This window comes from Jeotgalibaca sp. A122 (assembly GCF_052266715.1).
In the GTDB taxonomy this organism is placed as follows: domain Bacteria; phylum Bacillota; class Bacilli; order Lactobacillales; family Aerococcaceae; genus Jeotgalibaca.
This window is the reverse complement of record NZ_JBQPRB010000001.1, coordinates 258279-284231: the sequence shown is the minus strand read 5'-3', so window position 1 is coordinate 284231 and position 25953 is coordinate 258279. Positions and strand designations below refer to the sequence as shown.

Genomic DNA, 25953 nt, shown 5'->3' with positions numbered 1-25953 from the left:
TCCATTGGCGTTCACGCTATTTTATAGATGGGCCGTACTGGGTTCGAACCAGTGACCTCTTCCTTGTCGAGGAAGCATTCTCCCACTGAACTAACGGCCCGTTATAGGGGTAACATATTTATTATACGATGTTACCGGTGATAAAGTCAATGATGAAACCAAACGTTGCTATGCTCGGAAAAATCGCTATAATTAATAGAGTTGAACAGAATCGAGGAGGTAGGAAATGGGTAAAATAGGATTTGATTCAAAGAAGTACATCGAAGAACAAACGCGCTATATTTCAGAGCGTGTGAATCACTACGATAAGCTATATCTAGAATTCGGTGGGAAATTAATTGGCGACAAGCATGCAAAAAGGGTCCTACCTGGTTTCGATGAAGATGCGAAAATCAAAATTTTACAACGCTTGGCAGACAAATCGGAAATCGTGATTTGTGTTTATGCCGGCGATATTGAACGTAATAAAATTCGTGGTGACTACGGAATTACTTATGATATGGAAGTCTTTCGTTTAATCGATGAATTTCGGGAATATGGCCTGTCCGTCAACAGCGTCGTAATCACGCGCTATCATGGTCAACCAAGCACAAAAGTATTCATTAATAAACTCGAAAAACGCGATATCAAAGTTTACACCCATAAAAATATCGAAGGTTATCCTTCAGATGTGGAAATGATCGTAAGCGAAGAAGGATTCGGGTCAAATTCATATATTGAAACAACCAAACCAATCGTCGTAATGACGGCACCGGGTGGCGGTAGCGGCAAATTGGCGACATGTCTGAACCAGTTGTATCATGAAAATCAAATGGGTCGTTCGGCAGGATATTCAAAATTTGAAACTTTCCCCGTTTGGAATGTTCCTTTAAAACATCCGTTGAACATGGCTTATGAAGCAGCAACAGTTGACTTGAAAGACGTTAACATGATTGATAACTTCCATTTTGAAAAATACCATGAAGTGGCGGTCAACTATAACCGTGATATCGAAATCTTCCCGGTTATCAAACGGATTATCGAAAAAATCACGCAAAAAGAATCGGTATACCAATCCCCAACCGATATGGGCGTAAATCGGGTTGGATTTGGGATTGTGGATGACGAAGTCGTTCGTGAAGCATCCAAACAAGAAATGATTCGCAGAAGTTTTGGCGTGGAATGTGACTACAAAAAAGGGCTGTTAAGCGAGGATATTGTTTATCGCATGAAAATTTTGTTGGACGAAGCGGATTTGACACACACGGATCGTCTCTCGGTCCAACCAGCACGTGATTATGCCGATAAGTGTCGTCAACGTGCTGAAACCAATGAAACGCAAGCTGTGATGGCATTTGAACTGAACGATGGGCGCATCGTAACCGGACGAACATCCAACTTAATGGATTCCTCCTCGGCAGCTATTTTGAACTCCATTAAATTTTTGGCCAATGTGGCCGATGAAATTCCATTGCTGTCCTTGACGATTTTGGAAACCATTCAAAAAACAAAAGCAGACGTCCTGCATAACCGTCGTCCAATCTTGAATGCGAATGAAATTTTGATTGCCTTGGCAATTAGTGCGGTAACGAACCCGACAGCGCAACTGTGCTACAACAAGTTATCCGAATTGGAAGGTGTTCAGGCCCATTCGACGGTAATGTTGAAGAAAGACGATGAACAAATTCTGCGGAATTTGGGAATCGATATTACCAGTGATGCACAATATCCATCCGAAAACCTTTATTATATTTAAACGAAACGGGAGTGCTGTCAGGAGCGCTCCGTTTTCTGTTATAATGAGGTGAACTAATATTAGAAGAGGTGTCGTATGACCTTATCATTTGAAGAGAAAAAAAGAATTTTTGATAGCTACGCGGAACTGGAATCAGCACCGGTTTCTTTAAAAAGATTGAATTATCATTTTAAAGGAAGTGCGGTTGCTAAAACAGTAGTCGTACGTAATTTGCATCCAAACGGCAACGCTTTGATTTACGCGGGTTATTTGCCAAAAGAAGAAACACAAAAAGGGTACGTTTCGGTTTTGGAAGAGGATGAAGCGGGCCTTCGTGAGTGGGTAGACAAAGCGATTGCACATTTGAAAAAAACCGAGGATGGCTACGAGGATGGCTATTATGAATTATGGTTTGACGCGAATGGCGAAGCCTTGCGTTTGACTTACGAAAACCCTATTTGGTCGGTATTGTTGGCAGACGGACAAGTAGAAGGAATATTTAAAACGAAAGAAGCAGGCGAAGGCTACCTGCACGATGAAGGTTTTCAGAAAGGTTAGGCAATGGCACAAGGTAGAAAAAAGAAAGATGAAGTAGACGTTAACTTGAAAGTGATATCGAGCGTGCTGGCGGTGGCTGCCTCGTTCTTTATTCTTATGACACAACCTTTACCGGTTATCCAGGAATTTGTAGAATCCATTTTGATGACCCAAACGATTCCAGATTCAGAATTGGCGTATTTGGAATATGACGGGATTAACCAGGTAGTTGAAGTAAACGATAACGTGCCGGAATTCAGTGAGGACGAATTATCATTGGTGGATGGCAGCTGGCAATCCTTTACGGAACTGGATCACTTTAACCGGGTTGGTCCCGCTCATGCTATGCTTGGGACCGACTTATTTCCGACCGAGGAACGTGAGGGTTTGTATATCGACCCAACTGGCTGGAAGCAAAAGAAGTTGGATAATGGGCAATGGTTATATAATCGCAGTCACTTAATCGGTTTTCAGTTGACCGGAGAAAATAATAATATCCGTAACTTGATGACGGGGACACGCAGTTTGAATAATCCGAATATGTTACGCTTTGAAAATGATATTGCGTATTATTTGAAACAAACGAATAACCATGTGCGTTATATGGTGCGACCGATTTTCCGCGATGAGGAAAAAGTGGCACGTGGGGTACAATTGATGGCGCAGTCGGTTGAAGATGATGGTTTGCGTTTTAATGTTTATATTTTTAACGTTCAAGACGGTTACGAAATCAATTATAGTGATGGAACAAGTAGAAAAATGGTAAAATAGAAGCAGAAGAAGTGTCAGTGGAGGGGAGGAATCTGAATGAGTCTAAAACTACGTCCGAGAACGAAGCTTGGTAAAATATCCGCATGGGGAATCATTTATTTCATTTTAACCTGGGTTTCGGCGACTCTTTTACAGCCGCGATTCGGCGGTGAAACAGGGAACCCGAATACATTTGACTGGTTCATGATTTTTTTCACGCTGACGGGAATGCTTGGTGCTTTTATCAGTTTGGTAGGTAGCCTGATTGCAATTGTTTGGCGTGAGGATCGTTCGTTATTGGGAATTTTGGCTTTTGTCATCTCTATACCGATTGCTGTATTGTTGGCAGGATTTTTATTGGGAGGTTTCATCGGGTAAAAATAAGGAGGAAGTAACATGCATAAAATCGTTCCAAGTTTGTGGTACGACACTGAGGCAAAAGAAGCTGTCAATTTTTATGTTTCCTTGTTTGATGATTCAGAAATAACCTGGTCCACGGTGGTTGAAGACACACCATCAGGGGACAGTGAGCAATTTGGTTTTAAGTTAGCCGGACTTGATTTTGTAGCTATTTCCGCAGGTCCTTTTTTCAAATTAAATCCTTCAATTTCTTTGATGGTGTTTTGTGATACGGTAGAGGAAATGGATGCTTTGTGGGAGCGGCTGATTGATGGCGGCTTTGCGTTAATGGAATTGGATAAGTACCCATTCAGTGAAAGATTTGGTTGGGTGCAGGACCGCTTTGGGCTTACTTGGCAACTCATGTACGATACGAATGCGAGCGAGATGCGACAGAAAATTTATCCTGCATTGATGTATATCAATGAGCAGTATGGACATGCTGAAGAAGCGATCAATCATTATCTGGATGTATTCAAGCATTCTGAAATGCTTGAGATTTATCGCAATCCAGCGGGACTTCCAACTGAAAAAGAAGGTACGGTGATGTTTTCCAAACAACTGTACGAGGATGTCGCTTTCGTCATAAGCGAAAACAGTGTGGCCCACAATTTTAATTTTAACGAAGCATTTTCTTTTATCGTGTATTGCGACACGCAAGAGGAAATTGATTATTACTGGGAGAAATTGACCGCCGTACCTGAATCCGAGGTATGTGGCTGGTTGAAAGATAAATTTGGTGTCTCTTGGCAAATCGTTCCGCGTGAACTCGACGAAATGATGCTGACAAAAGACGCGGAGGCGAAAAAACGTGTAGTCGCGGCGTTCCTGGAAATGAAGAAGTTGGATATTGCAGCCTTACGTGAGGCTTTTAAAGGATAAAAAACTGGTGCGCCTCAATGGGTGCACCAGTTTTTTGTCGTTCTCGCGATGATTTTGATTAATTAAACCATTTGGTCCGCAAAATTAGGTTGAAATGGTTTAATAATTGTTAATTAAACCATTTGTGGTGAAAATTTATGTCGAAATGGTTTTATTCTGGTTAATTAAACCATTTGCGGTAAAAATTTCAGTTAAAATGGTTTAATTCGTTAAAAAGCCTTGGTTCTATCCCAACAGCAATTCGTCCGCATCCATGATTTCTATTTTTTTGTTCGAAATTTGCTTGATCAATCCGCGATCTTCCAACGATCCCAATTTCCGGCTAATGGTTTCCGGTGTCGTTCCCAGGAATGAAGCCAAGTCTTTTTTTGACATTGGCAAGTTTACAACGCTTGAACCTTCTTCCATCAATTCAACCAGGAACATGGCTAACCGCACTTCCACTTTTTCCGTTGCCACAATCGTAGTTTGGCGTTCGGACTGTTCCAGCCTCCTTGAAAATTCTTCCATGATTTTCAAGGAAATAGCAGGGTAATTTGCCAATAGCGGTTGTAAATCATCTTTGGTAATCACACAAACTGCGGTATCACGGGTAGCTTCAGCAAACGAGTCGTGAACGGAGGAACGGAACAATGCCATTTCTCCAGTGAAATCACCCGGTCCCAAGAAACGGACGAGTTGCTCTTTCCCATTTTCCGTCAAGCGATAAATCCTTACCCAGCCCTTATGGACGATATATAAAGAATCCGATTCTTCTTGGGGTTGATAGATAAATTCACCTTTTTTGAAGTGCCGAGTGTGCGCTGTCTTAGAAATTTCATCCATCTGCTCAACTTCCAGGTGGTTAAAAATCGGTACAAGCGAGACACAAGAATGAACGTAACCAGGTTGATTATTAGGCACCCATTTCACACCTTTCTAAATTAGTTCAGTTTCACTGCAGTCCCACTGCACGTGACCATAATCATTCCATTATCAGCACCGAGTGTTTCATAGTCCATTTTTACGCCAATGACCGCATCGGCACCCAACTGAAGCGCACGGTTTTCCATTTCGTTTAACGCTTGATCGCGCGCCACGACAATTTCCTCTTCATAGCCTTGTGAACGGCCGCCGAAAAAGTTACGCATGCCCGCACCGATATCTTTCATAAAATTAATCCCGGAAATAACTTCGCCAAAAACAACATCTTCGTAGGACACGATTGTTCTACCTTCAATACTACTCGTAGTTGTGATAATCATCAAAAATGCCTCCTTGTGTTTTGTTGTATCTGAAAAAATTATACCATATCATTCCAACTTGTTCGCTTGACAAACAAGAACGCTTGTTCGTATAATTGAAACAAAGAAACGGGGTGCGGAAAATGGAAGATACATGGTACTTGAAAGGGCAGGTAGAAAAGATTAAAATTTTGAAGTTGGATGAGATGCCACTCGTGCGTTTTACTTTGAACGGTGAGCGTGATACCAAGGAAAATTGTCTGATCAAAAATCATTCACTCAACTTTCTTTTCCACGTCACCGAGGGCAAAACAGTTGTCATTTATGGCAAACGTAATAAAAAAAATCAATTCGTGGTCCAAAAATACCACGTTAACTGAAAGGACAGAGGGACTGTGAATTATCGTCAGGCAATCATGGATTATGAACCTTATAATGAACAAGAACGGACAGACAAGGCCCGCATGCTCGAATATATCGATACTTTCCAGGATATATTGACGCGCAATAATGATGCTGCACATTTTACGGCATCCGCTTGGGTGGTTAATGAAGATTTCACCAAAACAGTCATGGCGTATCACAATATCTACGACTCCTGGTCTTGGGTGGGCGGCCATGTTGATGGCGACGACAACTTTCTTCGCGTCGCACTTAAAGAAGTCGAGGAGGAAACCGGCCTACAGAACATTACTCCCGTCAGTGAAAATATTTATGCCATCGAAATTCTCGATGTTCCCGCTCATGTGAAAAAAGGGAAAAAGATCCGCACGCACCTTCATTTGAACGTGACCTACTTACTCCAAGCATCCGAAACTGACACACTCGCCATCAAACCCGATGAGAACAGCGCAGTGGCCTGGATGGAATTGGATGAAGCGGTGGCCCGGACCACAGAACCGGAGATGAAACCCATCTACCAAAAGCTGAATGACAAATTACCAAAAAACGGACAATCTTAATCGATTGTCCGTTTCTCTTCTTCAATATTAATAATGTTTTCGATATTTTGTACCCATTCCAATGTTCCCATATAAGTGCCATCGTCATCACGCACAGCCGCGTAGCTGACCATCACATAGGTGTCGCGGGCACGGAACCAGAGCGTTTCGCTATCCTTGGCCCCAGCCTTGAAGTCTGCAATCAGTTTGCGCACGATAGGCTGACTTTTCGGTGGATGGCAATTATAAACTTCCCGCCCAATGGCATTTTTGGTACGCGGGAAGAGCTTGCGTTCCGGACCATCATTGAAGTATTTTACGATGTCATTTTCATCGATAAACGTTAATTCCAGCGGTTGTAAATCCAGGATTTTTTTCAGTTCTTTCTGAGTCAAGACACCAAGCCCTAGATCGATATTACCGGATTCAATAGATGCCTCCACTTTTTCGCGTTTTGGTATCCATTTCTGTTCAGGTTTGACGATGCAGAAACCAATTTCTTCAGACTCGTCCGCGATGGAAATCCAGTCATCTTCATTGAAGAAGGGGATTATCATGGGCAACATAATTTCTTCTTCTTTTACAATCATTTCTTCCACTTCATATTTAACGGGTTCGAAATCAAGACCCTCACGTTCATCATTTTCAATACGGGTACGAAAATCCTTGATTAATTCACGAATTTCATCATCCACGCCCCACATAACTTTCGGTGGAGCCGTCATCCCGTAACGTTCCATAATCGGAAAGTAGGAGTTCTCCTTGCGCGCATAGTGTTTGTCAATTTCCCAGAGCATATCGAGTTGCATCAACAAACCTTTTTTTAATTGCGCATCTGGTTCTTCTAGATAAGCGGCCAACAGATTAACGATCTTATCCATTGTACTTTCAAGGGCCAAGTTCTCTTCTTTCAGTACACGGATCGGGTGTCCGGGGCTGTCATGGCCTTCACCTTGTTGATAGACGGCTTCAATGGAGCCGTTGAAAAGGGAAGCATGCACATTACACAAACGCATAATTTCTTCCGCTTCAATCCCTTCGCCCATCAAACGACGTTCCATGACTGAGATTTCAAACGCACTCACATTTCCGAAGTGTTCCTTGAATTCTTGTTTGATGACGTCTGGATTTTCATCGGCATGCAAACGCAAAATTAAATCCTTTAAAATGGCTTGGCGATCTTCGAAATCTTTTGAACGTTTATTTTTCAAATCTTCAATCACAGACTGTCCTCCTTAACGGTAAAACCGTTTGCCTGAAGGGTCGCTACAATGGTTTCGTAGGAAATCCCAAATTGCTTGGCAGCTTTTCCCAAAGTCATCATTCTTCCTGCAGTCTGTAACATTTTATCATCACGTAACGGTGCAAATCCCAAACCCACAATAACTTCGCGTACTTCAGGATTATTGGTTACTGTTTCGTAGACTGTATCTTTCAAACTGATTTCTTTCATTCCTTCACCTCGCCTAAAATACTAAACAATTAACTATTTAAAATCAAGCTGTTCCAGAATTTCTTCATCTGTTATCTGCCCGAATTCTTTGTAATACGCTCCTACTGAACCAAGATAAGCGCGTGTGCGTTCGATAGCGACGACTTCATCTACTTCCTTCTCGAGTTGTTCCGCCATTCGTTCCGGTACAACTGGGATGGCAACGATGATCCGATTCGGATTATCTTTCTTGACGTCATCGATGGCCGCCAACATGGTAAAGCCCGTGGCGATACCGTCATCGACTATAATAGCGGTCTTGCTACTGACAGAAACTTCTTTCGCACCATATTTATGGCGTCGTCTTTTAATTTCATTTCTCAAGCGTGCTTCTTCATTTTCCAGCCAGGTATCATCGACCTTTGCGATTTCCAGCTGATTATAGAAAGCTTTCCCATTTTCTGAGATAGCACCAATTGCGTATTCGGGATTAAAGGGGTGGCCGATTTTACGTGTTATAATCAAATCCAAAGGGGCATTCAGACGTTTCGCTACTGCGACTCCTAGGGGAACGCCCCCTCTAGGCAAAGTAAAAACAACGACTTCTTGGTCTTGATAATCAAGCAACATTTCCGCAAGCTGCATCCCAGCATCTTCACGATTTTTGAACATGATAACGACTCCTTTCCGACTTGAATAAAACGCTTTCTTACACCCTAATAATAGCACGAAATGAAAAAAATCCCAAAGCCTATAATAAAACAGAATTTTTGAACTGCTTCATTTGCCTGGAAATTTGTGAATATAAGCATGTAAACGGGAAATCACCTGCAGAATATGTTAAAATAAGAGGCGATAATTGAAACAGAAATTTTAAATTTAGATACAGAATATATGAAAGGAGGCCAATTTGTGGAATCGACTTTTAAAGAAAATGACGCTATTACAATGGATGGGATGACCGTCGAATCAATGGAATCCCGTTTGCGTGGGATGGAATATAATATCAAAAATAATATGGCGTTGAGTAGCGTGCCTATTTTACGTGAAGCGTATCAGGCTTATCCCGATCACCCACAAGTTAACTACTTGTTGGCCTTGAATTATTTCAAGAGTCATGATTACAAAAAGGCAATGGCCTTTGCTCAAAAAGCAGTTGAAGCAGAACCGGAAAGGGATAATTATCTGGTATTATTGGCGCAATTATACCTTGATTTGAAGTTACCTAAAGAAGCAGAACATTATGCTGCCCGCGCTCACGAGGCGGATAGTAGCAACTGGGAAGCAGCAAAAATATTGTCTGAGATGGCATTTGGCCGCAATCAACTGGAAAAGGCACTGACCTTGACCGAGGAAATATTGAAAGAACGACCAAAAACCTATACGTCTCATCGCTTGAAAACCAAGATTTTACTGCAAAAAGAAGCGCCACTCGATACGATTTTGGAATCCATCACAACTTCGGAAAAATATGGCTATGATGATGACATTGAATACGACCGTGTTTATGCTTACTATATTCATGGCGATTTCGAAGAATGCCGAAAAATATTCGAATATTTGAAACAAACCCGCCCATTGTCGCATAGCACAGCCAAAGTGGCCTCCTTGATTGAAAGCATGCAACCGAAAAAAAGTCGCCGGTCAAATGAAGCCGACTTCTTCGGTTTTGAACCGGCCCAGCCTTATAATCAAAAAACAAGACGATCCCTGGACGATGCTTTGGAAGAGTTGAATCAATTGATTGGTTTGGACGAAGTAAAACGTGAAGTGAATCGCATCGTCAAATTGGTTGAGTATGAGAAACGTCGTTCCTATATGCTCTCCATTGAAAAGAGTCTGCAGCCAAGCTATCATTTTGCCTTTTCCGGAAATCCGGGGACGGGGAAGACGACAGTTGCCCGCATCATCGGTGATATTTTCACAGCCTTGGGTATTTTGGAAACCGGGCAGTTGGTGGAAGTGGATCGCTCGGACTTGGTTGGCGGCTACATGGGACAAACGGCACAAAAGACGCGTGAAGTGATTGAATCGGCCAAAGGTGGGGTTCTTTTCATAGATGAAGCTTACGCTTTGACGCCTGCCAAAAATGATCAGTCCGACTACGGTTCGGAAGCGCTGGAAGTGTTGATCAAGGCGATGGAGGACTACCGTAATGATTTTATCGTCATTTTGGCGGGTTACGACGAAGGGATGAAAGATCTGTTGAAATCGAATCCCGGTCTATCGAGTCGGATCAACATGCAAGTGAATTTCGATGATTTTTCTGATTTTGAGTTATTGGAAATCGCCAAGCAACAAGCGGAAGCGAACCATTATACATTGACGGAAAACGGGGAGAAAGCTTTCTTGGTGAAAATTAATCAAGAAAAAGTGTTGCCCCAGTTTGCGAATGCACGTGCGGTTCGTAATATCATGGAAGCTGCGATGCGCGAACGGGCTTTCCGTTTGAGCGAAGAGGTACTTACTGAGGAAGATTTGGTCATTTTGGAGCCATTGGACTTTGGAATTGATCCGGCGCAGCTGTTCGGCGACGACATCAAGGATTTGATGGGTCAGTTAGAAGAATTGATTGGGCTGGATAACGTCAAGGAACAGGTTAAATCCATTACCAACTATGTGCGTGCAGAAAAACGCCGCGAGGAAAAAGGGTATGCGATGACCGATTTGTCGCTACACATGGTGTTCACTGGAAAACCAGGTACCGGTAAGACGACTATCGCCCGTTTGATCAGTAAAATCCTGAAATCGATTGGCGTTTTGAAGCGGGGTCATATGATTGAAGTGACACGCGACGATTTGGTCGGTCAATACGTCGGCCAGACGGGTCCCAAGACACTTGAAAAAATCAAGGAAGCCTACGGTGGCGTGTTATTCATCGACGAGGCCTACTCACTTTATTCAGGATCGCAAAATGATTTCGGTTATGAAGCAATCAGTACCCTGATTAAGGAAATGGAAGATAACCGCGACAAGCTGGTGGTAATCATGGCTGGTTACCCGGACGAAATGGAACGGATGCTCAGTATGAACGCCGGAATCCGCAGTCGAGTCGCCTACACGATTGATTTCCATGATTATAGTAGCTCCGAGTTGGTGGAGATTTTCCGGGCTGGTGCCAAGAAGCAAGGATTTGTGTTGCCGGATGAAACAGTGGCGAAATTGCAGGAAGTTTTCGAAGCAGCCTATGCAAAACGCGACCGCCATTTCGGAAATGCCCGTGCAGCGCGCAGTTTGTTTGAGCAAACGAAGCTGCAACAGAGTAATCGCCTGGCATTGGATGAAGAGGCAGACCTCTTTATCATTTTGCCGGAAGATATCAAGGAAATATAAATATGAAACGGACATAACTTTAGGGGTGCCCCGGGTTATGTCCGTTTTTGATTGGATTTGGACATAACTTAGTCGCGATTGAAAAGTTATGTCCACTCAACCCGCTTACTCAAATCCAAATTTCCGTCTGAGTAAGCGGGTTGGGTTCAAAAGTGATTACTCAACCAAGAAATCGCTCCTGAGTAATCACTTTAGAGGGAAAAGTGATTACTCAGAGCCAAAATTGCCCGCGAGTAATCACTTTGTCAAATCCGGGTCGCCTCAAAGTAGGGACTCAACACTTGAAAGCCCTCAAGGATTGCTGCTATCAGAGTTTCGTCAGTCTCAAACTTAGCCAAATCGGGAATATCATGCTTCACGAGCGCTTTGCGAATGACGCCTGCATCACGCTTCTCTCGCAGTGCCAGGCGGACTTCCTCGGTACCCTCTTCCCGGTGGTTTTCCCCATCCTGCTGTACCAAGTAATACATGCCATCCGAAGCGGGAATATCCAGCACCTGATTCTGGCGCGCCACCGTTTCCGGCACCACACCGCGCTCGATGAAACTGACCTCAACAGAAATGCCCAACCGTCCCTCAAGCGTCAGCAACCGGATAGCAAACGTCGGGTCCAAGCGACTGGCGCCTTCATAATGGTAGTAGCAGAAAAAAAGAGGCCGACCAACCTGGGCCTGATTCATCCAGCCGCTCACTTTTTGCATCGAAAAATCAACCAGCTGCTCATCCACCATCTTAGCCAATATAACAAAAGCTCTCCGCGCTGATTGACCATCCTTCTTGAATATATCCATCTCAGCCATGCGCTCACCAGCCTTCGCCGGCGCAATATATTTTAAATCGCGATAGGTCAAATAATGCGCCATCGCAGCAATATCGATTATCATCCACCACAGCTCCTTTGAGTCATTATAACAAACCAACCTTCGAAATTATGGTATAGTATTACAGACTCTAAAACCGAAGGGGATTGAAAATTATTATGCAAAAAAGTGTCGTACTGGCCGAAAAGCCTTCTGTGGCGCGTGATATTGCACGTGTATTGAAGTGCAACAAGAAAGGCCAAGGCTATTTGGAAGGCGATCGCTATATCGTAACATGGGCATTGGGGCACCTCGTTACTTTAGCCGAGCCGGAGCAATACGATAATAAATACAAAACATGGAACCTCAACGACTTACCGATGTTGCCGAAAGACCTGAAGCTTACCGTCATCCGTCAAAGTGGTAAGCAGTACAATGCCGTGAAACAACAACTTCTCCGCAAGGACGTCAACGAAATCATCATCGCGACCGACGCCGGCCGTGAAGGGGAACTGGTTGCCCGTTGGATTATCGACATGGCAAAAGTCCATAAACCAATCAAGCGCTTGTGGATTTCTTCTGTTACCGACAAAGCCATCAAGGATGGTTTCAACAACCTGAAGCCTGGCAAGCAATACGAAAATCTCTACAAATCTGCCGTTGCCCGCTCTGAAGCAGACTGGTACATCGGCTTGAACGCTACCCGCGCATTGACCACGAAACACAATGCACAGCTAAACTGCGGTCGGGTGCAAACGCCGGTCGTCGCCATCATTGCCAAACGTGAAGAAGAAATCAAGCAATTCCAGCCTAAAACTTACTACGGTCTGGAAGCACGTACCAAAGACGGACTGAAACTGACTTGGCGCGATAAACAAAATAACAGTCGCTCATTCAATCGCGAGCACATTCAAAAATTGCACAAGCAAATCGGTAATCAGGACGCAATAGTCAAAAATATCGACCGTAAGCGCAAAACTACCCCTGCACCAGGGCTTTACGATTTAACGGAACTACAGCGTGATGCCAACCGTCTCTTTGGTTTTTCCGCCAAAGAAACGCTGAACTTGATGCAAACTCTTTACGAGCGCCATAAGCTGTTGACGTATCCGCGGACGGATTCCCGTTACCTATCCAGCGATATTGTTGCGACTTTACCGGACCGTTTGAAAGCAATCGCGATTCCAGCTTACCGCGCGGCTGCGAATAAAATCCAGTCCCAACCGATCAAAGCCAACAAATCCTTTGTCGACAACAACAAGGTTTCCGATCATCATGCCATCATTCCAACCGAGGAAGTCGTGCAGATTCAGAAACTAACCGATCGCGAACGCAAGATTTACGATTTGGTCGTCAAACGCTTCCTGGCCGTTCTGTCCCCGAACCACGAGTGGGAACAAGTCACTTTGGAAGTCGATTTACAGGGCGAAACCTTCTTTGCAAAAGGAAAAACCATCCTTGCTGCTGGATGGCGTGATATTTACAACCACCAGGACGAAGATGAGGAAGAAATAAAAGATCAACTCTTGCCACAGCTACAAATTGGCGCCACACTTCCGATTGATTACGTAACCGAAACAAATGGCCAGACCAAACCACCTGCACCTTTCACGGAAGCGACACTCTTGACCGCAATGGAAAATCCAGCGAAATACATGGATGCCAGCGATCAGAAACTCGCGCAAACCTTAAAAGAAACAGGAGGACTGGGAACAGTTGCGACGCGTGCCGATATTATCGATAAACTATTCAACTCTTTCATGATTGAAAAACGCGGCAATAATATCCATGCTACAGGTAAAGGGCGTCAGTTGTTGGAACTTGTCCCAACCGAGTTGCAGTCACCGGAACTAACGGCCGAATGGGAATTGAAACTTGAAAAAATCGCCAAAGGCCAATTGAACAAGGAAGCTTTTATAGAAGAAATGAAAGCTTACACGACAAAAATCGTCTCAGAAATCAAACAAGACGATACGAAATTCAAACATGACAATATAACCTCGAAACTTTGCCCGGATTGCGGCAAGCCGATGCTGGAAGTGAACGGTAAGAAGGGCAAAATGCTCGTTTGCCAAGATCGTGAATGTGGTCATCGCAAGAACATTTCCCGGATTACGAATGCACGTTGTCCGCAATGCCATAAGAAATTAGAAATGGTGGGAGAGGGCGACGGCCAGATGTTTGTCTGCAAGAATTGTGGTCACCGTGAAAAGCTTTCTGTATTCCAGAATCGCCGAAAACAAGGCAATAAAAAAGCCGATAAACGGGATGTCCAAAAGTTCTTGAAGAACCAGCAAAAAGAAGAGCCAATCAATAATCCATTGTTCGAGGCCCTTAAAGGCCTGAAATTAGACGACTAAAAAAGAACCACTCCTCAACTATGAGGAGTGGTTCTTAAACGTATCCGCTAATAAATAGGGATAAAGCAAGGGGATGAAAAGTGTATATAAAAAGACAATCGTGAAATATAACTTATTATCCGGCAATAACAACAAAACCAGCAATAGAATCGGGATGCGCAAAAACATGACCTTGTCTTGGTCCTTGTAAGTGAGTGTGATTTCCTGATTACAATGCGGACATATAATATGCCAGTGCTTCATTTTATAAAAGGCTTTATAGGTTTGCCAAAACGTTTGCTTCTGGTTGCAGTGCGGACAATGAATCATATATGCTCCCCCTTAAAAGATATTCAGAAATATCATATCACGTAACCACTTGAAAAGCTCATCTTTTCACATAACAGCTTTGGACAAGAAAAAATAAAAAAGAAAACGTTTGAATAAAACGTTTTACATTTTCATGAAAACGCATCATTTTGCAAAGATTGAACTATATTGCCTATTTTTTTAAAAAGACGCACAAATGCATCAACATGAAGTGTATTGTATTTAATTTAATTTAAGCTATAATTATCTTATGCAATGAAAGCGATTTACAGTTAAGTATCTATCTTTTATTGAAAAAATAATTTCCGAACTGGAAGGAGCTTTAATATGTCACAAAATCAATCTAGTACAACAAGCAATTATCATCGTGCTAAACAGTGGGAGATTGCGTTCTTCTCATTGAACAACTCAGCAACGAACTTATATCTTTTTGCTTTTGGATTCTTGACTTACTATGCAACAGGGGTTGCAGGATTTACGACTTTATTAGTAAGTAACCTATTAGGAGCAGCTCGTCTATTTGATGGTCTTATTGATCCGACAATCGGGGTTGTCATGGACCGCTTCAATACACGTTGGGGTAAATTCCGTCCGCTAATGTTAATTTCTAACATCGGCTTGATTCTATCATTCTTGCTATTGTTCAGTACTCACCGTTTTACGGGAGTAACTCAAACAGTTTTATTCTTAGTAGCACTTGTATTCCATAAAATTGTGTACTCATTCCAACAAACTGTTACTAAAGCAGCGCAACCGGCTTTGACTAATGACCCGACACAACGTCCATTGTTCTCTATCTACGATACAGTTTTCAGTTCAATCGGGGTATTTGCTTTAGGTCAAGTTATTGTTTCTAACTTCTTGGCACCACGTCATGGTGGCGAATTTAACACAGCATTCTTTACTGAATTCCTTGGTGGCGTTATGGTCATCTCAGCGGTTCTAACAGTCCTTGCTATTATCGGTATCAGCAGAAAAGACCGCACAGAATACTTTGGTTTAGGTGAAGAAACTGTTGAAACGAAATCACTTAAAGACTACTGGTCAGTCATTAAAGGGAACACGCCATTGCAAGTTCTTGCTTTGAGTGGTGGTATCATGAAATTTAACGCACAGCTAATCGGAGACCAAGCATTCTTGGTAATCTTGTTCGGTATCATCTTAGGTAACTATGGTTTATCTGGACGTATCTCACTATTGCAAATCATTCCCAACTTGTTGATCGTGGTATTGTTCACACGTCTAGCAACGAAACGTGACTTGAAATCTTCTTACACAATTTCAGTTCTTGTTGCACTAGCGTCATCAGCAATCATGTTGGCAATCTTGTTCTTCTCTGAAGACCCTACACAAATCTTTACGAATGGTGGTTTGTTGTCAACGCTATTCATTATCGGATATATCGGCTTGAAGGTTGGTAACGCATACCCAACATCTATCGTTTTGACAATGTCAGCTGACATTACTGACTTTGAAACAGCACGTTCAGGACGCTTTGTTTCCGGTCTAATCGGAACAGTCTTCTCATTGACTGACTCAATCGCTTCTTCACTAGCGCCAATTGTAATCGGATTTATCGTTGCAGGTATCGGATTTACAGATGGCTATCCAGAAGCAACAGAACAATTAACATCTAACCTTTTAACAGGTGGTTTGTTGATGATCGGTGTTCCAATGGTTCTTTACTTGGTGGTTCTTGTGTTGATCCGCAAATACCCACTTAATAGAGAAGCAATGGACAAAATCCAAATGGATATTGCAGCTAGAAAATCTCATAAAGCATAATAATGTATACGGCCAGAGGCACATGCCTCTGGTCTATTTTTTTGCGCAAGGGTACAATAGAAGAAAATGAACAGGAGGTAGAACGAGATGGATTTACATGGATTGTTAGTACGTTTTATCCCAAATCTAGCAGCTATTATTGAGTTTGTCGGTGTTATCATAATTATCTATGGTGTCACACGTTCGGTATTTTTGTTTTTATTATCGCGTGGGAATTTAATGGCTTCTGATCCCAAATTGGATTTAGCCAAAGCGCTGTCGTACAGTCTAGAATTTAAATTGGCGGCCGAAATCCTGAAGTCCGTTATTATCCAAACGCTGGATGAATTTATCATTTTGGCGGCCATTGTGGTCTTGCGGGTTATTTTAACCGTCGTTATCCACTGGGAAATTGAAACAAGTGAAAAAAGTAAATTGGTGCATCGTTTGGATGAAATGAAAGGAACGGGCAAGAAGCGTGCGAATTGATAAAGTTTTAGAAGAAAAGGGATTCGGATCGCGTAAGGTGGTAAAACGCCTTTTTCAAAGAAAGGTCGTTTTGGTCAATGGTGAAGCAGTCGTGGACGGAAGCTTCAATGTTGAAGAGCGGCTACATCGAGTGACGGTAGCCGGGGAAGAAATCCGTGGTTTTACGCATATTTATTTGATGATGAATAAACCGAATGGCGTGGTAACGGCCATTACAGATGCAACACGAAAGACGGTTTTGGACCTGGTGAAGAAAGAGGATAAAACCGTGGATGTGTATCCGGTCGGGCGCCTGGACCGTGATACGGAAGGCTTGTTACTATTGACGGATAATGGTCAGTTGGGGTACCAGTTACTGATTCCGCACAAGAAAGTTTCGAAAACATACGAGGTGACGACAAAGGAACCACTGGAAACAGAAGATGTGGATAAATTCGCGAGAGGGATTATTTTTATTGGTGGGGAAACATGTAAGCCGGCCCATCTAGAATTGTTGGACGAACACCGTGCACGCTTGACGATTTCAGAGGGGAAATTCCACCAAGTGAAAAAAATGTTCCTGGCGGTCGGGAAAAAGGTCGTTCATTTGAAACGGACTGCCATGGGGCCTTTGGAACTTGATCCAGGGTTGGGATTGGGTGATTATCGCCCGCTATCAGACACCGAGTTGGCATTGCTGAAACCTTATTTTACTTATAAAGGAGGGTAAACGATGCGAAAAAAATACCAACAGATTCAGGAAAAATTACGTGGGTTGGACTTCTCTTCCTTTTGGGACGGGTTCCATTCTTTTCCATTTGCTCTTTACGATGAGGAAACGGTGTATTTGGCTGACAGGGAAATACCGTGGGATGAACGGTTTTTGGCCAACACAGCCATAGAGTATGAAGGCAATCAGTTGGCTATTTGGAATATGACGTTTAACGAGAATGAAGATTTAGATTTGTTGGCTGCTAACCTGGTTCATGAAATGTTTCATTGTTTTCAGGCAGAAAAGGGAGAAAGTCGTTATCCTGATGATTTGGAGTTGCTGACCTACCCGCTCGACAGCAAAAACTTTCAAATGAAGGCTGTAGAGAACAGATTACTCGCGGACTTTATCCATTCAAAAGATGAGCAGTTGCTAAGGCAGTTTGTTTATCTGCGTCTTGAGCGTGAGCGTTTGATCGGCCATCACTTTTACAACGAATTGTTAGTGGAAACTGTGGAAGGAGCAGCGGAGTTTGTAGGGCTGCAAGCGCTGAGGCAACTTGCGCCCGAAAAGTACGAGAAGCGTCTGATGTATTATTTAGAGCAGTTGACCCGATTATCCGATGAAATATTTGCGGTCAGGCGTCAAGCATACTATACAGGTACGTTGTTGTTAATTGTATTATCTGAGAAGAAGCACGAAAATTTAGAACATAAAGACCCACTCTATCTATCGTTGATAGCAGACATCGTACCGGAACGGTTTATTTATTCGCTAGAAACAGGGGTAACCGAATTGCTGACCAAAGAAGTGGCGCGGCGAAGAGCCACGCTTGCTTCATTTGACCAAGCTAAGAATCTAACCGGCAAAATAACGGGATACGACCCTATGAATATGTTTAGATTGGATGATTGGCTATATTGTGCCAACTTTGTGAAGATTGGAGATAATTTCTTATCAGGTCCGGTGCTTTTGGAGGTGGAGCCAAGCAGTATCGATCGTGTGCATAAATATTATTTAAAGAAGTGAAACAGTGTATAACGTTTCAGAAGGGCCAATCACTAATTTTCCGAGCAGGAAACTAATGCTATCCTGAAATCCGTTCATCTCGATTTCGTAACCTTGCGACGTTATTTGGTGGATTTTGGATTTCTTGTACGCGATAAGGCGGGAAGCAGTTATACGAAGAAAAAAGTGATTACTCCAAGCCAATGATGGCCGTGAGTAATCACTTTTTGGTTTAAACTGATTACTCAGGGCAAAAAGATCATTTGAGTAATCAGCTTAGCTTATAAAGTGATTACTCAGGTCCCAAAATTCGGTTGAGTAATCACTTTAGTCATCCAGATTTTCAAACTCGTAATGTCCAGCGACGTCGCCGTAGAAACGGTTATAGTGTTTCTTGAATTTTTCGAAAATGTGCTCGAACAAGACCTGGATAATCGCGAAGATTGGAATACCTAAAATCATACCGATCAAACCTAAAAGATTCCCCATAATCAACAAGACAATAATGATTGTTAATGGATGCATCTTCAAGCTCTTGCCGATGATATTTGGTTCAATCAGGTTCCCCTGAATTGTCTGGGCGATTACCCAAACAACAGCCATTTTCAACAGCATGCTGGGCGAGGTAAAGGCAGCGACTACCACCGCTGGAATAATACCAATCGTAGCCCCAATAAAAGGTATAACCGCGGTGATTGTGGCGATAACCGTAAGAGCAAAAGCATAATCCAGTCCGATAATCAGGTACCCTATCAATAAGATTCCACCCAAGCTCAAAGCAACCAACCCTTCACCAACTATATAGGATCCCAGTACTTCAGTCATTCGGTTTCCCAACACATTTAAATCATTCCGCCAAACCGGTGGTGTCATCTTCATGATAAAAGGTTTGAATTTCCCGCGGTCCGTCAGCATAAAGAAGAGAATGATGGGGAACGTTACCAAGACAACCACGACGTTTGAAATGGTGGAAAAGACACTGACAATCCGCTGTGAGGAGTTATTGACCCAGTTCCAAATCATGGCAGGGATATCACCCACGATGGAATCGAATTTTTCAGTGGCGTCGTGATAATAAGATTCAAATGGACTCCCCACAATAAATTCTTCAAATCGACTTGTCAGGGTATCGATGTACTGAGGGAATGCTTCCACAAAGGAAGTTATTTGAGAAACCAGAATGGGAATCAGCGATACAATTCCCCACGTCAACAAAAGTAGAAAAATGATGAAGACGATCGCGGTCCCGAGAGTCCGATTGACCTTACGCTTTTCCAAAAACGTAACGAGCGGATTCAGAATATAAAAGAAAACAATAGCCAGAATAACCGGGGCCACGATAGTTGAAAAAATAACCCGTAACGGAGTAAAAATAAATGAAATTTGATTATAAATCATAACCAAAATTCCCAGCATAATTAAAACAACGAGACTGAAAAGCAACTTATTGCCGCCAAAGAAACGTATGAAGCGCTGGTCGCTAGTGGCGGGAGTTCGCCTTTTTTCTTTTTCAATCATGATAAACACCTCATTATATTCCTTATTTTCCCTTAGTTTAGCATAAGAACAAGCATTATATCTCATCCAAAGGTTGGATATTTTGGTATGATGGTAAAAAAAGGAGTGATAGGATGAAACCATCAATTTATACGCGTACGGGCGACAAAGGGAAGACCCGCATTGGCGGCGGAAAAGCGGTTGATAAAAATGACGCGCGCGTGGATGCTTTTGGCGAAGTGGACCACATTAACTCATGGTGTGGCTTGGTCGAAGCGACATTAGCAAAAGAAAATCATGCGGAAGATGTGCAACAGGATTTGCGGATTATCCAACAATTTTTGTTTGATTGTACATCGGACCTTTCGATTCCCAAAGGACACCGTGAATATAAAATAACAACAGAGCACATTGAATGGCTGGAAGGACGGATTGATGCCTACGATGCAATCCCACCGGAAATTTTGTATTTCATTATTCCGGGTGGGACAGTGGCTGCTAGCTGGCTGCATGTTTTACGCACGGAAACACGGAATGCGGAACGGACGATTGTGAGCTTTATGCAGGCGGATCCGGAAGAAGTGAACCCTTTTGTGTTGAAGTTTGTGAACCGCTTGTCGGATTATTTCTTTGTGGTTGCACGCGTTATGAATGTCCGTAACGATGTGGTCGATGTGCCCTATGAACGTAGTGAGAAAGTCTTCCATGTTTCCCGCGAAAAACGTAATCAGTAGCCTTTCAAAATCGTTCTTGTTAAAATGAAGATGTGTTAAAAAACTTAGTTAGTCATTGAAGGAGGAACCATCATGACCGATAAGGAAAAAGACATCATCGAAACGGAAGAGCCAAAAAAAGGGTACCTGTCTCCGGATGAAAACGAAGTATTGTCTCCGGAAGAACAGATTGATAACCCGGACTACAGCCCAGCAGATAAGTTACGCGATATGGTTGCTATCATAACGGGAGCTGATAGTGGGATTGGTGCTGCGACTGCCGTCGCCTTTGCCAAAGAAGGTGCCAAGTTAGTCCTGACGGATTTAGATAATGAGGAAGATGCGGAAAAAGTGCGGACGCTTTGTGAGAAATACGGCGCCGAAGTCGTTTGGCTGACGGGCGATGTGGGTGACGAGGATTTTGCGCAGACTGTAATCGACAAGGCTGTTCAAGCGTTTGGGCAGATTGATATCTTGGTTAATAATGCAGCGCAACAGTTGCAGCAAGAATCAATCATGGATATTACAGCAGCACAACTTGACCGAACCTTCAGAACGAATATTTTTGCCATGTTCTATTTCGTGAAAGCTGCCATGCCACACTTCACCAAAGGCGCGCGTATCATAAACAGTACATCTGTGACGGCATATCGTGGCTCACCGAACTTGCTGGATTATGCCTCCACAAAAGGTGCCATCTTGGCATTCACTCGTTCACTTGCACAGAACCAAGAAATTTTAGATAAAAAAATCCGGGTCAATGCGGTTGCGCCAGGACCTATCTGGACACCGCTCATTCCTGCCACAACTGGACGCGACAAAGAAGAACACGGTGGCGACCAACCGTTAGGCCGCGCCGGAGAATCTTACGAATGTGCGCCAGCCTATGTTTACCTGGCAAGTGACGATTCGAGCTATGTAACCGGCCAAACCATCCATGTTAACGGTGGCGAGATTGTGAACGGATAATAAATCAAAAAAACCTGCAGATTTCTGCAGGTTTTTTTGATTTATTATAATTATTGTCTAAACCATTCCACCCAATACGTCCTCAAGTCCGTTCACGACATCAGAAGCCATCATGCTGTAGCGATTCTTCTTGCTGGCAGCCACATCTCCGGCCAAACCATGAATGTAAACGCCCAACTTCGCTGCCTCGAATGAGTCCATTCCTTGCGCAACCAACCCCGCTAAAATTCCGGTTAAAACATCGCCAGTCCCAGCCGTTGCCATTCCATTATTTCCGGAAGAGTTGATATACCGTTCGTGCCCATGCGCTACCACCGAACGCGCGTCTTTAAGTACATAAACCAAGTCGGTATCTTTCGTACAAATGTCCGCTGTATTCAACAAATCTTCCTGAATTTTATTAACAGGCATATCCATCAACCGTGCCAATTCCAGCAAGTGCGGCGTTAAAATGGTTCCTTTTGGTAATGAATTGTTCAACTCACCCAGGCGTAAACAGGCATTTCCACGCATCAATGGGAAAGTGTTATAAAAATGTGCGGCAACGTTAATCGCATCCGCATCCACAATCAACGGAACATTCGCTTGCAAAGTCACGTAATCCAACAATTTTTTCGATTCATCGGAAACACCAAGTCCTGGTCCCATCACAATGACGCGGGAACGTTTCACGGCTTGTTTGATTTTTTCTTTTTCTTCTGCTTCATCCAATTGATCTGGATTAAATGTCGTTAAAACTGCTTCCGGTAATTGCGTCTGTAAAATTGTTCGATTTGCGTCAACTGTCAAAATCTCAACCAAGCCGGCACCCGTACGATAAGCCGCATGTGCTGATAAATAAGCAGCCCCACTCATATTTATGGCACCTGCCACAATTAACACACGCCCAAAGGTTCCTTTGTTGCTGTAGGCCTGGCGTCTCGGCAAACGCGCCAAATCACTTTTTTCATAGCGATAAAATTCTGAATCAACGGTATCCGCTGCAATGGGTGGGAAACCAATATCAGCCACCACCAAAGTTCCGCAATAAGCACTGCCGGGGAATAGAAGCTGGCCTACTTTTTCTTCACCGAACGTAACCGTGTAGTCAGCTCTGACTGCGACACCTTTTATTTTCCCGTCATCTGCGGAAATACCAGAGGGCATATCGACTGCGAAAATAATGCCTTCATGCGTATTCATTGCTTTGATTATGGAAGTTGTCTCGCCATCCACATCCCGATCCAATCCGATACCAAAAAGGGCATCGACTAAAATCGTATAGTTGGCGAAATTCACTTCGTCCAATGTATTCCAAATGACCATATCCAAATTTTCGACGATTTTAAGTTGTTGCGCTGTTTCTTTTGACAAATATGCAGGATTTCCTGCCAAAAACACGTCCACTTGATAACCGCGATTTAATAAAATACGTGCCACTGCCAGCCCGTCGCCACCGTTATTTCCAGACCCGCATACAATTAAAATAATATCTTCCCTAGAGATGACTTTTTCCATATTGCTCACAACGGCATAGGCTGCATTTTCCATCAAAACAAGAGCAGGAATGCCGATATTATCGATTGCATACATGTCTATTTTTTTCATTTGGGCACTATTTACTAACTTTTTCATTAAAACTCCTCCATTATCAATCGCTCATGTTTAGTATAACACCCTTCGCTTAGAAATTAACACGAAGAGCCGTTACTTTTTTAAACGAAAAAAAACAACGCCTCAGCGTTGTTTAAAGGGATAGGAGTTGCAGCTCCTAACAATGTTTATGAAATTTAGGTCTGAAAAGCCATGGCTTTTACTTACATGAATAGCATACTGGAAAAATGTGAAGAAATCTTTTGGATTGTGTAAAATTTTAACGAAAATTCGATTAAAATTACCATAGTCTTTTCAAAGAATCTTTTCTTGCATTTTTTGAAAAGCCATGCTATATTATCCGGAGCAAAGTCCTTTAAAGTGATCCAGAGAGGTCAAGAAGGGTAACAAATCCATATTTGATACCTATAGGTCCTTTTGCGTAGAAAAAGGGCGTTTTTTTATGCCCAAAAACTAGGAGGAATAAGGTATGGCTATTAATCAAAGACCATTATTGTTGGATGTTCACGAAAAACCACCTGTATTGAAAGGAATCTTGTTAAGTTTCCAGCACGTATTTGCAATGTTTGGTGCTACAATTCTTGTACCACTAATCTTAGGGATGCCTGTTTCAGTCGCGTTGTTCGCAAGTGGTATCGGAACGCTCATTTATCAAGTTGCTACAAAATCAAAAGTACCGGTTTACTTGGGATCGTCTTTTGCTTACATTGCTGCCATGGGAGTCGCCATAGAACAAATGGGCGGCGATATCAGTGCCGCACAAACGGGTGTTGTGATGGTTGGTTTGGTCTACGTCCTGGTAGCAGGATTGATCAAATTGATTGGAACAAAATGGATCGACAAATTGTTGCCGCCAATCGTCATCGGACCAATGATCATGGTTATCGGTTTAGGCTTGGCAGGTTCAGCGGTATCTAACGCTGGTTTCGTGGCCGGCGGTGATATCCGTAATATGTTCGTTGCAGTAGCAACTTTCTTGATCACCGCTTTTGTAAATACGAAGGGCAAAGGTTTCTTCAAAATCATTCCTTTCTTAGTAGGGATTGTGGGCGGCTACTTGGTAGCATTTGCCGTCGGTTTGGTCGACTTCACACCTGTACTGGAAGCAAAATGGTTTGAAATTCCAGGTTTCTACTTACCGTTTGAAACAGGTTACTTCCAAACGTATGACTTATACTTCGGACCTGAAGCTTTAGCGCTTGTACCAGTTGCACTTGTAACGATTTCTGAACATATCGGGGACCATACTGTTCTTGGTAAAATCTGTAACCGTCAATTCTTGAAAGAACCAGGCTTGAACCGCACCTTGATTGGTGACGGGGTCGCTACCGCAGTTTCTGCTTTCATCGGTGGACCAGCGAACACAACTTACGGCGAAAATACCGGCGTTATTGGTATGACACGTATCGCTTCGGTATCCATCATCCGTAACGCAGCATTCTTTGCAATCGGAATGAGTTTCCTTGGTAAATTCACAGCTTTGATTTCTACTATTCCAAACGCAGTACTGGGCGGAATGTCTATCCTGTTATATGGTGTTATCGCAAGTAACGGTTTGAAAGTTTTGATTGAAGAGCAAGTAGACTTCGGGCAAGTCCGTAACCTGATCATTGCTAGCTCCATGTTGGTACTGGGTCTGGGTGGCGCAACATTGGAATTGAGCTTCTTGACGCTTTCCGGTACAGCCCTAAGCGCTTTGGCAGGAATTATCTTGAACCTGATTTTACCGCAAGAAGAATCTTATGACCCAAAGGAAGTACCAGAAATTAGTTTGCCAAAAAAAAAAATAGCTGAAGAATTATAATAAATACAAGAAAAGCGAGCCGATGATCGGCTCGCTTTTTGTTTTTACAAAAGCTTGATAATTCTTATCAGCCAATGGTTTCTGGTATAATATAGATAGAAACTAAATAAGGGGATCAACTAAATATGACTGAGAAATTAAGTATTGCCATCGATATGGATGATGTTTTAGCGGGAACCACGGAGAAAATGGTCTTGTCTTATAACGCTTTGAAGCAAACCAACTATGTGCCGGATGATTTGCTGACAATGGATTTAGAGAATCTCTTCGACGAAGTGACGATGGTCCAATTGTTTAACGAAATGAATGCACCGGGTTTTACGCGGGATTTAGTGGTGAAAGAAAATGCCATCGAAGTGGTTGAGGAATTAAATAGTATCTACGATGTCTATATCGCGACTGCTGCCATGGAAATTCCCGGTTCCTTCCAGGATAAATTCGAGTGGCTCCAAGAATACTTCCCGTTTTTGGATGTGAATCACTATATTTATTGTGGAAATAAAAAAGTGGTTCGCTCCGATTATTTGATTGATGACAACTTGAAACAACTGCATCAATTCCAGGGGACCGGTATTTTATACACGGCACACTTTAATCAAAAAATCGAAGCGCCATTCACGCGTATTGATAACTGGTTGGATGCCCACACACATTTCGTTGCCAATAAAAAAGACCGGGTTGAAGAAACGCGTGAGCGAAGACTAAAAAATTATGAAAAAACTTTGGCAGCCTTCAAATAAATTCA

General features: G+C 42.9%; 26 protein-coding genes, 1 tRNA gene and 1 pseudogene. 18 read left to right on the top strand and 10 right to left on the bottom strand.

What is annotated here, in order from left to right; all coding sequences use genetic code 11:
* Positions 1-28: 28 nt before the first annotated feature.
* Positions 29-100 (bottom strand) — tRNA-Val (locus ACTU7M_RS01345).
* A 126-nt stretch (positions 101-226) separates the two neighbouring features.
* On the opposite strand from ACTU7M_RS01345, the gene ACTU7M_RS01340 reads away from it, so the two are divergent.
* The 5 genes from ACTU7M_RS01340 to ACTU7M_RS01320 all read left to right on the top strand — a co-directional run bounded on the left by ACTU7M_RS01340 (position 227) and on the right by ACTU7M_RS01320 (position 4282).
* Complete coding sequence (locus ACTU7M_RS01340; protein ID WP_443472571.1) at positions 227-1735, top strand: DUF1846 domain-containing protein; 1509 nt, start codon at positions 227-229, stop codon at positions 1733-1735.
* A gap of 75 nt (positions 1736-1810) precedes the next feature.
* Positions 1811-2272, top strand: a complete 462-nt coding sequence (locus tag ACTU7M_RS01335) for a hypothetical protein (RefSeq protein ID WP_443472570.1) — start codon at positions 1811-1813, stop codon at positions 2270-2272.
* A gap of 3 nt (positions 2273-2275) precedes the next feature.
* On the top strand, positions 2276-3022 hold the full coding sequence (locus ACTU7M_RS01330) for a DNA/RNA non-specific endonuclease (RefSeq protein ID WP_443472569.1): 747 nt from the start codon (positions 2276-2278) through the stop codon (positions 3020-3022).
* Between the two features lie 36 nt (positions 3023-3058).
* Positions 3059-3379: a hypothetical protein gene (locus tag ACTU7M_RS01325; RefSeq protein WP_443472568.1), complete on the top strand. Its 321-nt coding sequence runs from the start codon at positions 3059-3061 to the stop codon at positions 3377-3379.
* A gap of 18 nt (positions 3380-3397) precedes the next feature.
* Positions 3398-4282: a VOC family protein gene (locus tag ACTU7M_RS01320; protein WP_443472567.1), complete on the top strand. Its 885-nt coding sequence runs from the start codon at positions 3398-3400 to the stop codon at positions 4280-4282.
* Positions 4283-4507: 225 nt separating this feature from the next.
* On the opposite strand, the gene ACTU7M_RS01315 is transcribed toward ACTU7M_RS01320, so the two are convergent.
* Positions 4508-5185, bottom strand: a complete 678-nt coding sequence (locus ACTU7M_RS01315; RefSeq protein ID WP_443472566.1) for a Crp/Fnr family transcriptional regulator — start codon at positions 5183-5185, stop codon at positions 4508-4510.
* 20 nt (positions 5186-5205) lie between these two features.
* Positions 5206-5526 carry a putative heavy metal-binding protein gene (locus ACTU7M_RS01310; protein WP_443472565.1) on the bottom strand — a complete coding sequence of 107 codons (321 nt, stop codon included), beginning with the start codon at positions 5524-5526 and terminating at the stop codon, positions 5206-5208.
* A gap of 122 nt (positions 5527-5648) precedes the next feature.
* Here ACTU7M_RS01310 and ACTU7M_RS01305 point away from each other — a divergent pair, with 122 nt between their 5' ends.
* On the top strand, positions 5649-5885 hold the full coding sequence (locus ACTU7M_RS01305) for a hypothetical protein (protein WP_443472564.1): 237 nt from the start codon (positions 5649-5651) through the stop codon (positions 5883-5885).
* Between the two features lie 15 nt (positions 5886-5900).
* A complete protein-coding gene (locus ACTU7M_RS01300; protein ID WP_443472563.1) occupies positions 5901-6467 on the top strand; it encodes an NUDIX hydrolase in 567 nt (188 codons plus the stop codon).
* Here the strand turns inward: ACTU7M_RS01300 and ACTU7M_RS01295 are convergent.
* Genes ACTU7M_RS01295 through ACTU7M_RS01285 form a run of 3 tightly spaced genes read right to left on the bottom strand, consistent with a single transcriptional unit; the run spans position 6464 to position 8550 of the window.
* Positions 6464-7669, bottom strand: a complete 1206-nt coding sequence (locus ACTU7M_RS01295; RefSeq protein WP_443472562.1) for a DUF438 domain-containing protein — start codon at positions 7667-7669, stop codon at positions 6464-6466. The two genes, ACTU7M_RS01300 and ACTU7M_RS01295, sit on opposite strands and share 4 nt — an antisense overlap.
* Entirely contained in the window at positions 7666-7899 is a 234-nt protein-coding gene (locus tag ACTU7M_RS01290) for a DUF1858 domain-containing protein (RefSeq protein WP_443472561.1), read from the bottom strand. The genes ACTU7M_RS01295 and ACTU7M_RS01290 overlap by 4 nt, the downstream gene beginning before the upstream one ends.
* A 33-nt stretch (positions 7900-7932) precedes the next feature.
* Positions 7933-8550: a phosphoribosyltransferase gene (locus ACTU7M_RS01285; RefSeq protein ID WP_443472560.1), complete on the bottom strand. Its 618-nt coding sequence runs from the start codon at positions 8548-8550 to the stop codon at positions 7933-7935.
* Between the two features lie 240 nt (positions 8551-8790).
* On the opposite strand from ACTU7M_RS01285, the gene ACTU7M_RS01280 reads away from it, so the two are divergent.
* The gene (locus ACTU7M_RS01280; protein WP_443472559.1) at positions 8791-11211 is read left to right on the top strand and encodes an AAA family ATPase; all 2421 of its coding nucleotides are present in this window, start codon (positions 8791-8793) and stop codon (positions 11209-11211) included.
* 245 nt (positions 11212-11456) lie between these two features.
* Here the strand turns inward: ACTU7M_RS01280 and ACTU7M_RS01275 are convergent, their stop codons facing one another.
* Complete coding sequence (locus ACTU7M_RS01275; RefSeq protein WP_443472558.1) at positions 11457-12095, bottom strand: HI_0552 family protein; 639 nt, start codon at positions 12093-12095, stop codon at positions 11457-11459.
* Positions 12096-12190: 95 nt separating this feature from the next.
* Here ACTU7M_RS01275 and ACTU7M_RS01270 point away from each other — a divergent pair, with 95 nt between their 5' ends.
* Positions 12191-14371, top strand: a complete 2181-nt coding sequence (locus ACTU7M_RS01270) for a DNA topoisomerase III (RefSeq protein ID WP_443472557.1) — start codon at positions 12191-12193, stop codon at positions 14369-14371.
* A gap of 18 nt (positions 14372-14389) precedes the next feature.
* On the opposite strand, the gene ACTU7M_RS01265 is transcribed toward ACTU7M_RS01270, so the two are convergent.
* Complete coding sequence (locus ACTU7M_RS01265) at positions 14390-14680, bottom strand: TIGR04104 family putative zinc finger protein (RefSeq protein WP_443472556.1); 291 nt, start codon at positions 14678-14680, stop codon at positions 14390-14392.
* Between the two features lie 327 nt (positions 14681-15007).
* Between ACTU7M_RS01265 and ACTU7M_RS01260 the strand changes: the two genes are divergently transcribed.
* From ACTU7M_RS01260 to ACTU7M_RS01240, 5 genes and pseudogenes are all read left to right on the top strand, one after another.
* Entirely contained in the window at positions 15008-16465 is a 1458-nt protein-coding gene (locus ACTU7M_RS01260; RefSeq protein ID WP_443472555.1) for an MFS transporter, read from the top strand.
* An 87-nt stretch (positions 16466-16552) separates the two neighbouring features.
* On the top strand, positions 16553-16933 hold the full coding sequence (locus tag ACTU7M_RS01255) for a DUF1622 domain-containing protein (protein ID WP_443472554.1): 381 nt from the start codon (positions 16553-16555) through the stop codon (positions 16931-16933).
* Positions 16923-17642, top strand: coding sequence for a 16S rRNA pseudouridine(516) synthase (locus tag ACTU7M_RS01250; protein WP_443472553.1), 720 nt, complete (start codon positions 16923-16925; stop codon positions 17640-17642). Before ACTU7M_RS01255 ends, ACTU7M_RS01250 begins: the two co-directional genes overlap by 11 nt.
* A 3-nt stretch (positions 17643-17645) precedes the next feature.
* Positions 17646-18653: a hypothetical protein gene (locus ACTU7M_RS01245; protein ID WP_443472552.1), complete on the top strand. Its 1008-nt coding sequence runs from the start codon at positions 17646-17648 to the stop codon at positions 18651-18653.
* A gap of 48 nt (positions 18654-18701) precedes the next feature.
* Positions 18702-18839: pseudogene (locus ACTU7M_RS01240) on the top strand (DUF2087 domain-containing protein); the annotation flags it as partial.
* Positions 18840-18959: 120 nt separating this feature from the next.
* On the opposite strand, the gene ACTU7M_RS01235 reads toward ACTU7M_RS01240, so the two are convergent.
* Entirely contained in the window at positions 18960-20150 is a 1191-nt protein-coding gene (locus ACTU7M_RS01235) for an AI-2E family transporter (RefSeq protein WP_443472551.1), read from the bottom strand.
* A gap of 113 nt (positions 20151-20263) precedes the next feature.
* Here ACTU7M_RS01235 and ACTU7M_RS01230 point away from each other — a divergent pair, with 113 nt between their 5' ends.
* Positions 20264-20863, top strand: coding sequence for a cob(I)yrinic acid a,c-diamide adenosyltransferase (locus ACTU7M_RS01230; protein ID WP_443472550.1), 600 nt, complete (start codon positions 20264-20266; stop codon positions 20861-20863).
* A gap of 72 nt (positions 20864-20935) precedes the next feature.
* Positions 20936-21811, top strand: coding sequence for an SDR family oxidoreductase (locus tag ACTU7M_RS01225; RefSeq protein ID WP_443472549.1), 876 nt, complete (start codon positions 20936-20938; stop codon positions 21809-21811).
* A gap of 57 nt (positions 21812-21868) precedes the next feature.
* On the opposite strand, the gene ACTU7M_RS01220 is transcribed toward ACTU7M_RS01225, so the two are convergent.
* Positions 21869-23425 carry an NAD(P)H-hydrate dehydratase gene (locus tag ACTU7M_RS01220; RefSeq protein ID WP_443472548.1) on the bottom strand — a complete coding sequence of 519 codons (1557 nt, stop codon included), beginning with the start codon at positions 23423-23425 and terminating at the stop codon, positions 21869-21871.
* Between the two features lie 448 nt (positions 23426-23873).
* On the opposite strand from ACTU7M_RS01220, the gene ACTU7M_RS01215 reads away from it, so the two are divergent.
* On the top strand, positions 23874-25208 hold the full coding sequence (locus ACTU7M_RS01215; protein WP_443472547.1) for a uracil-xanthine permease family protein: 1335 nt from the start codon (positions 23874-23876) through the stop codon (positions 25206-25208).
* A gap of 125 nt (positions 25209-25333) precedes the next feature.
* Positions 25334-25948 (top strand): 5' nucleotidase, NT5C type, encoded by a 615-nt coding sequence (locus ACTU7M_RS01210; RefSeq protein ID WP_443472546.1) that lies wholly within the window; start codon positions 25334-25336, stop codon positions 25946-25948.
* Positions 25949-25953 lie beyond the last annotated feature (5 nt).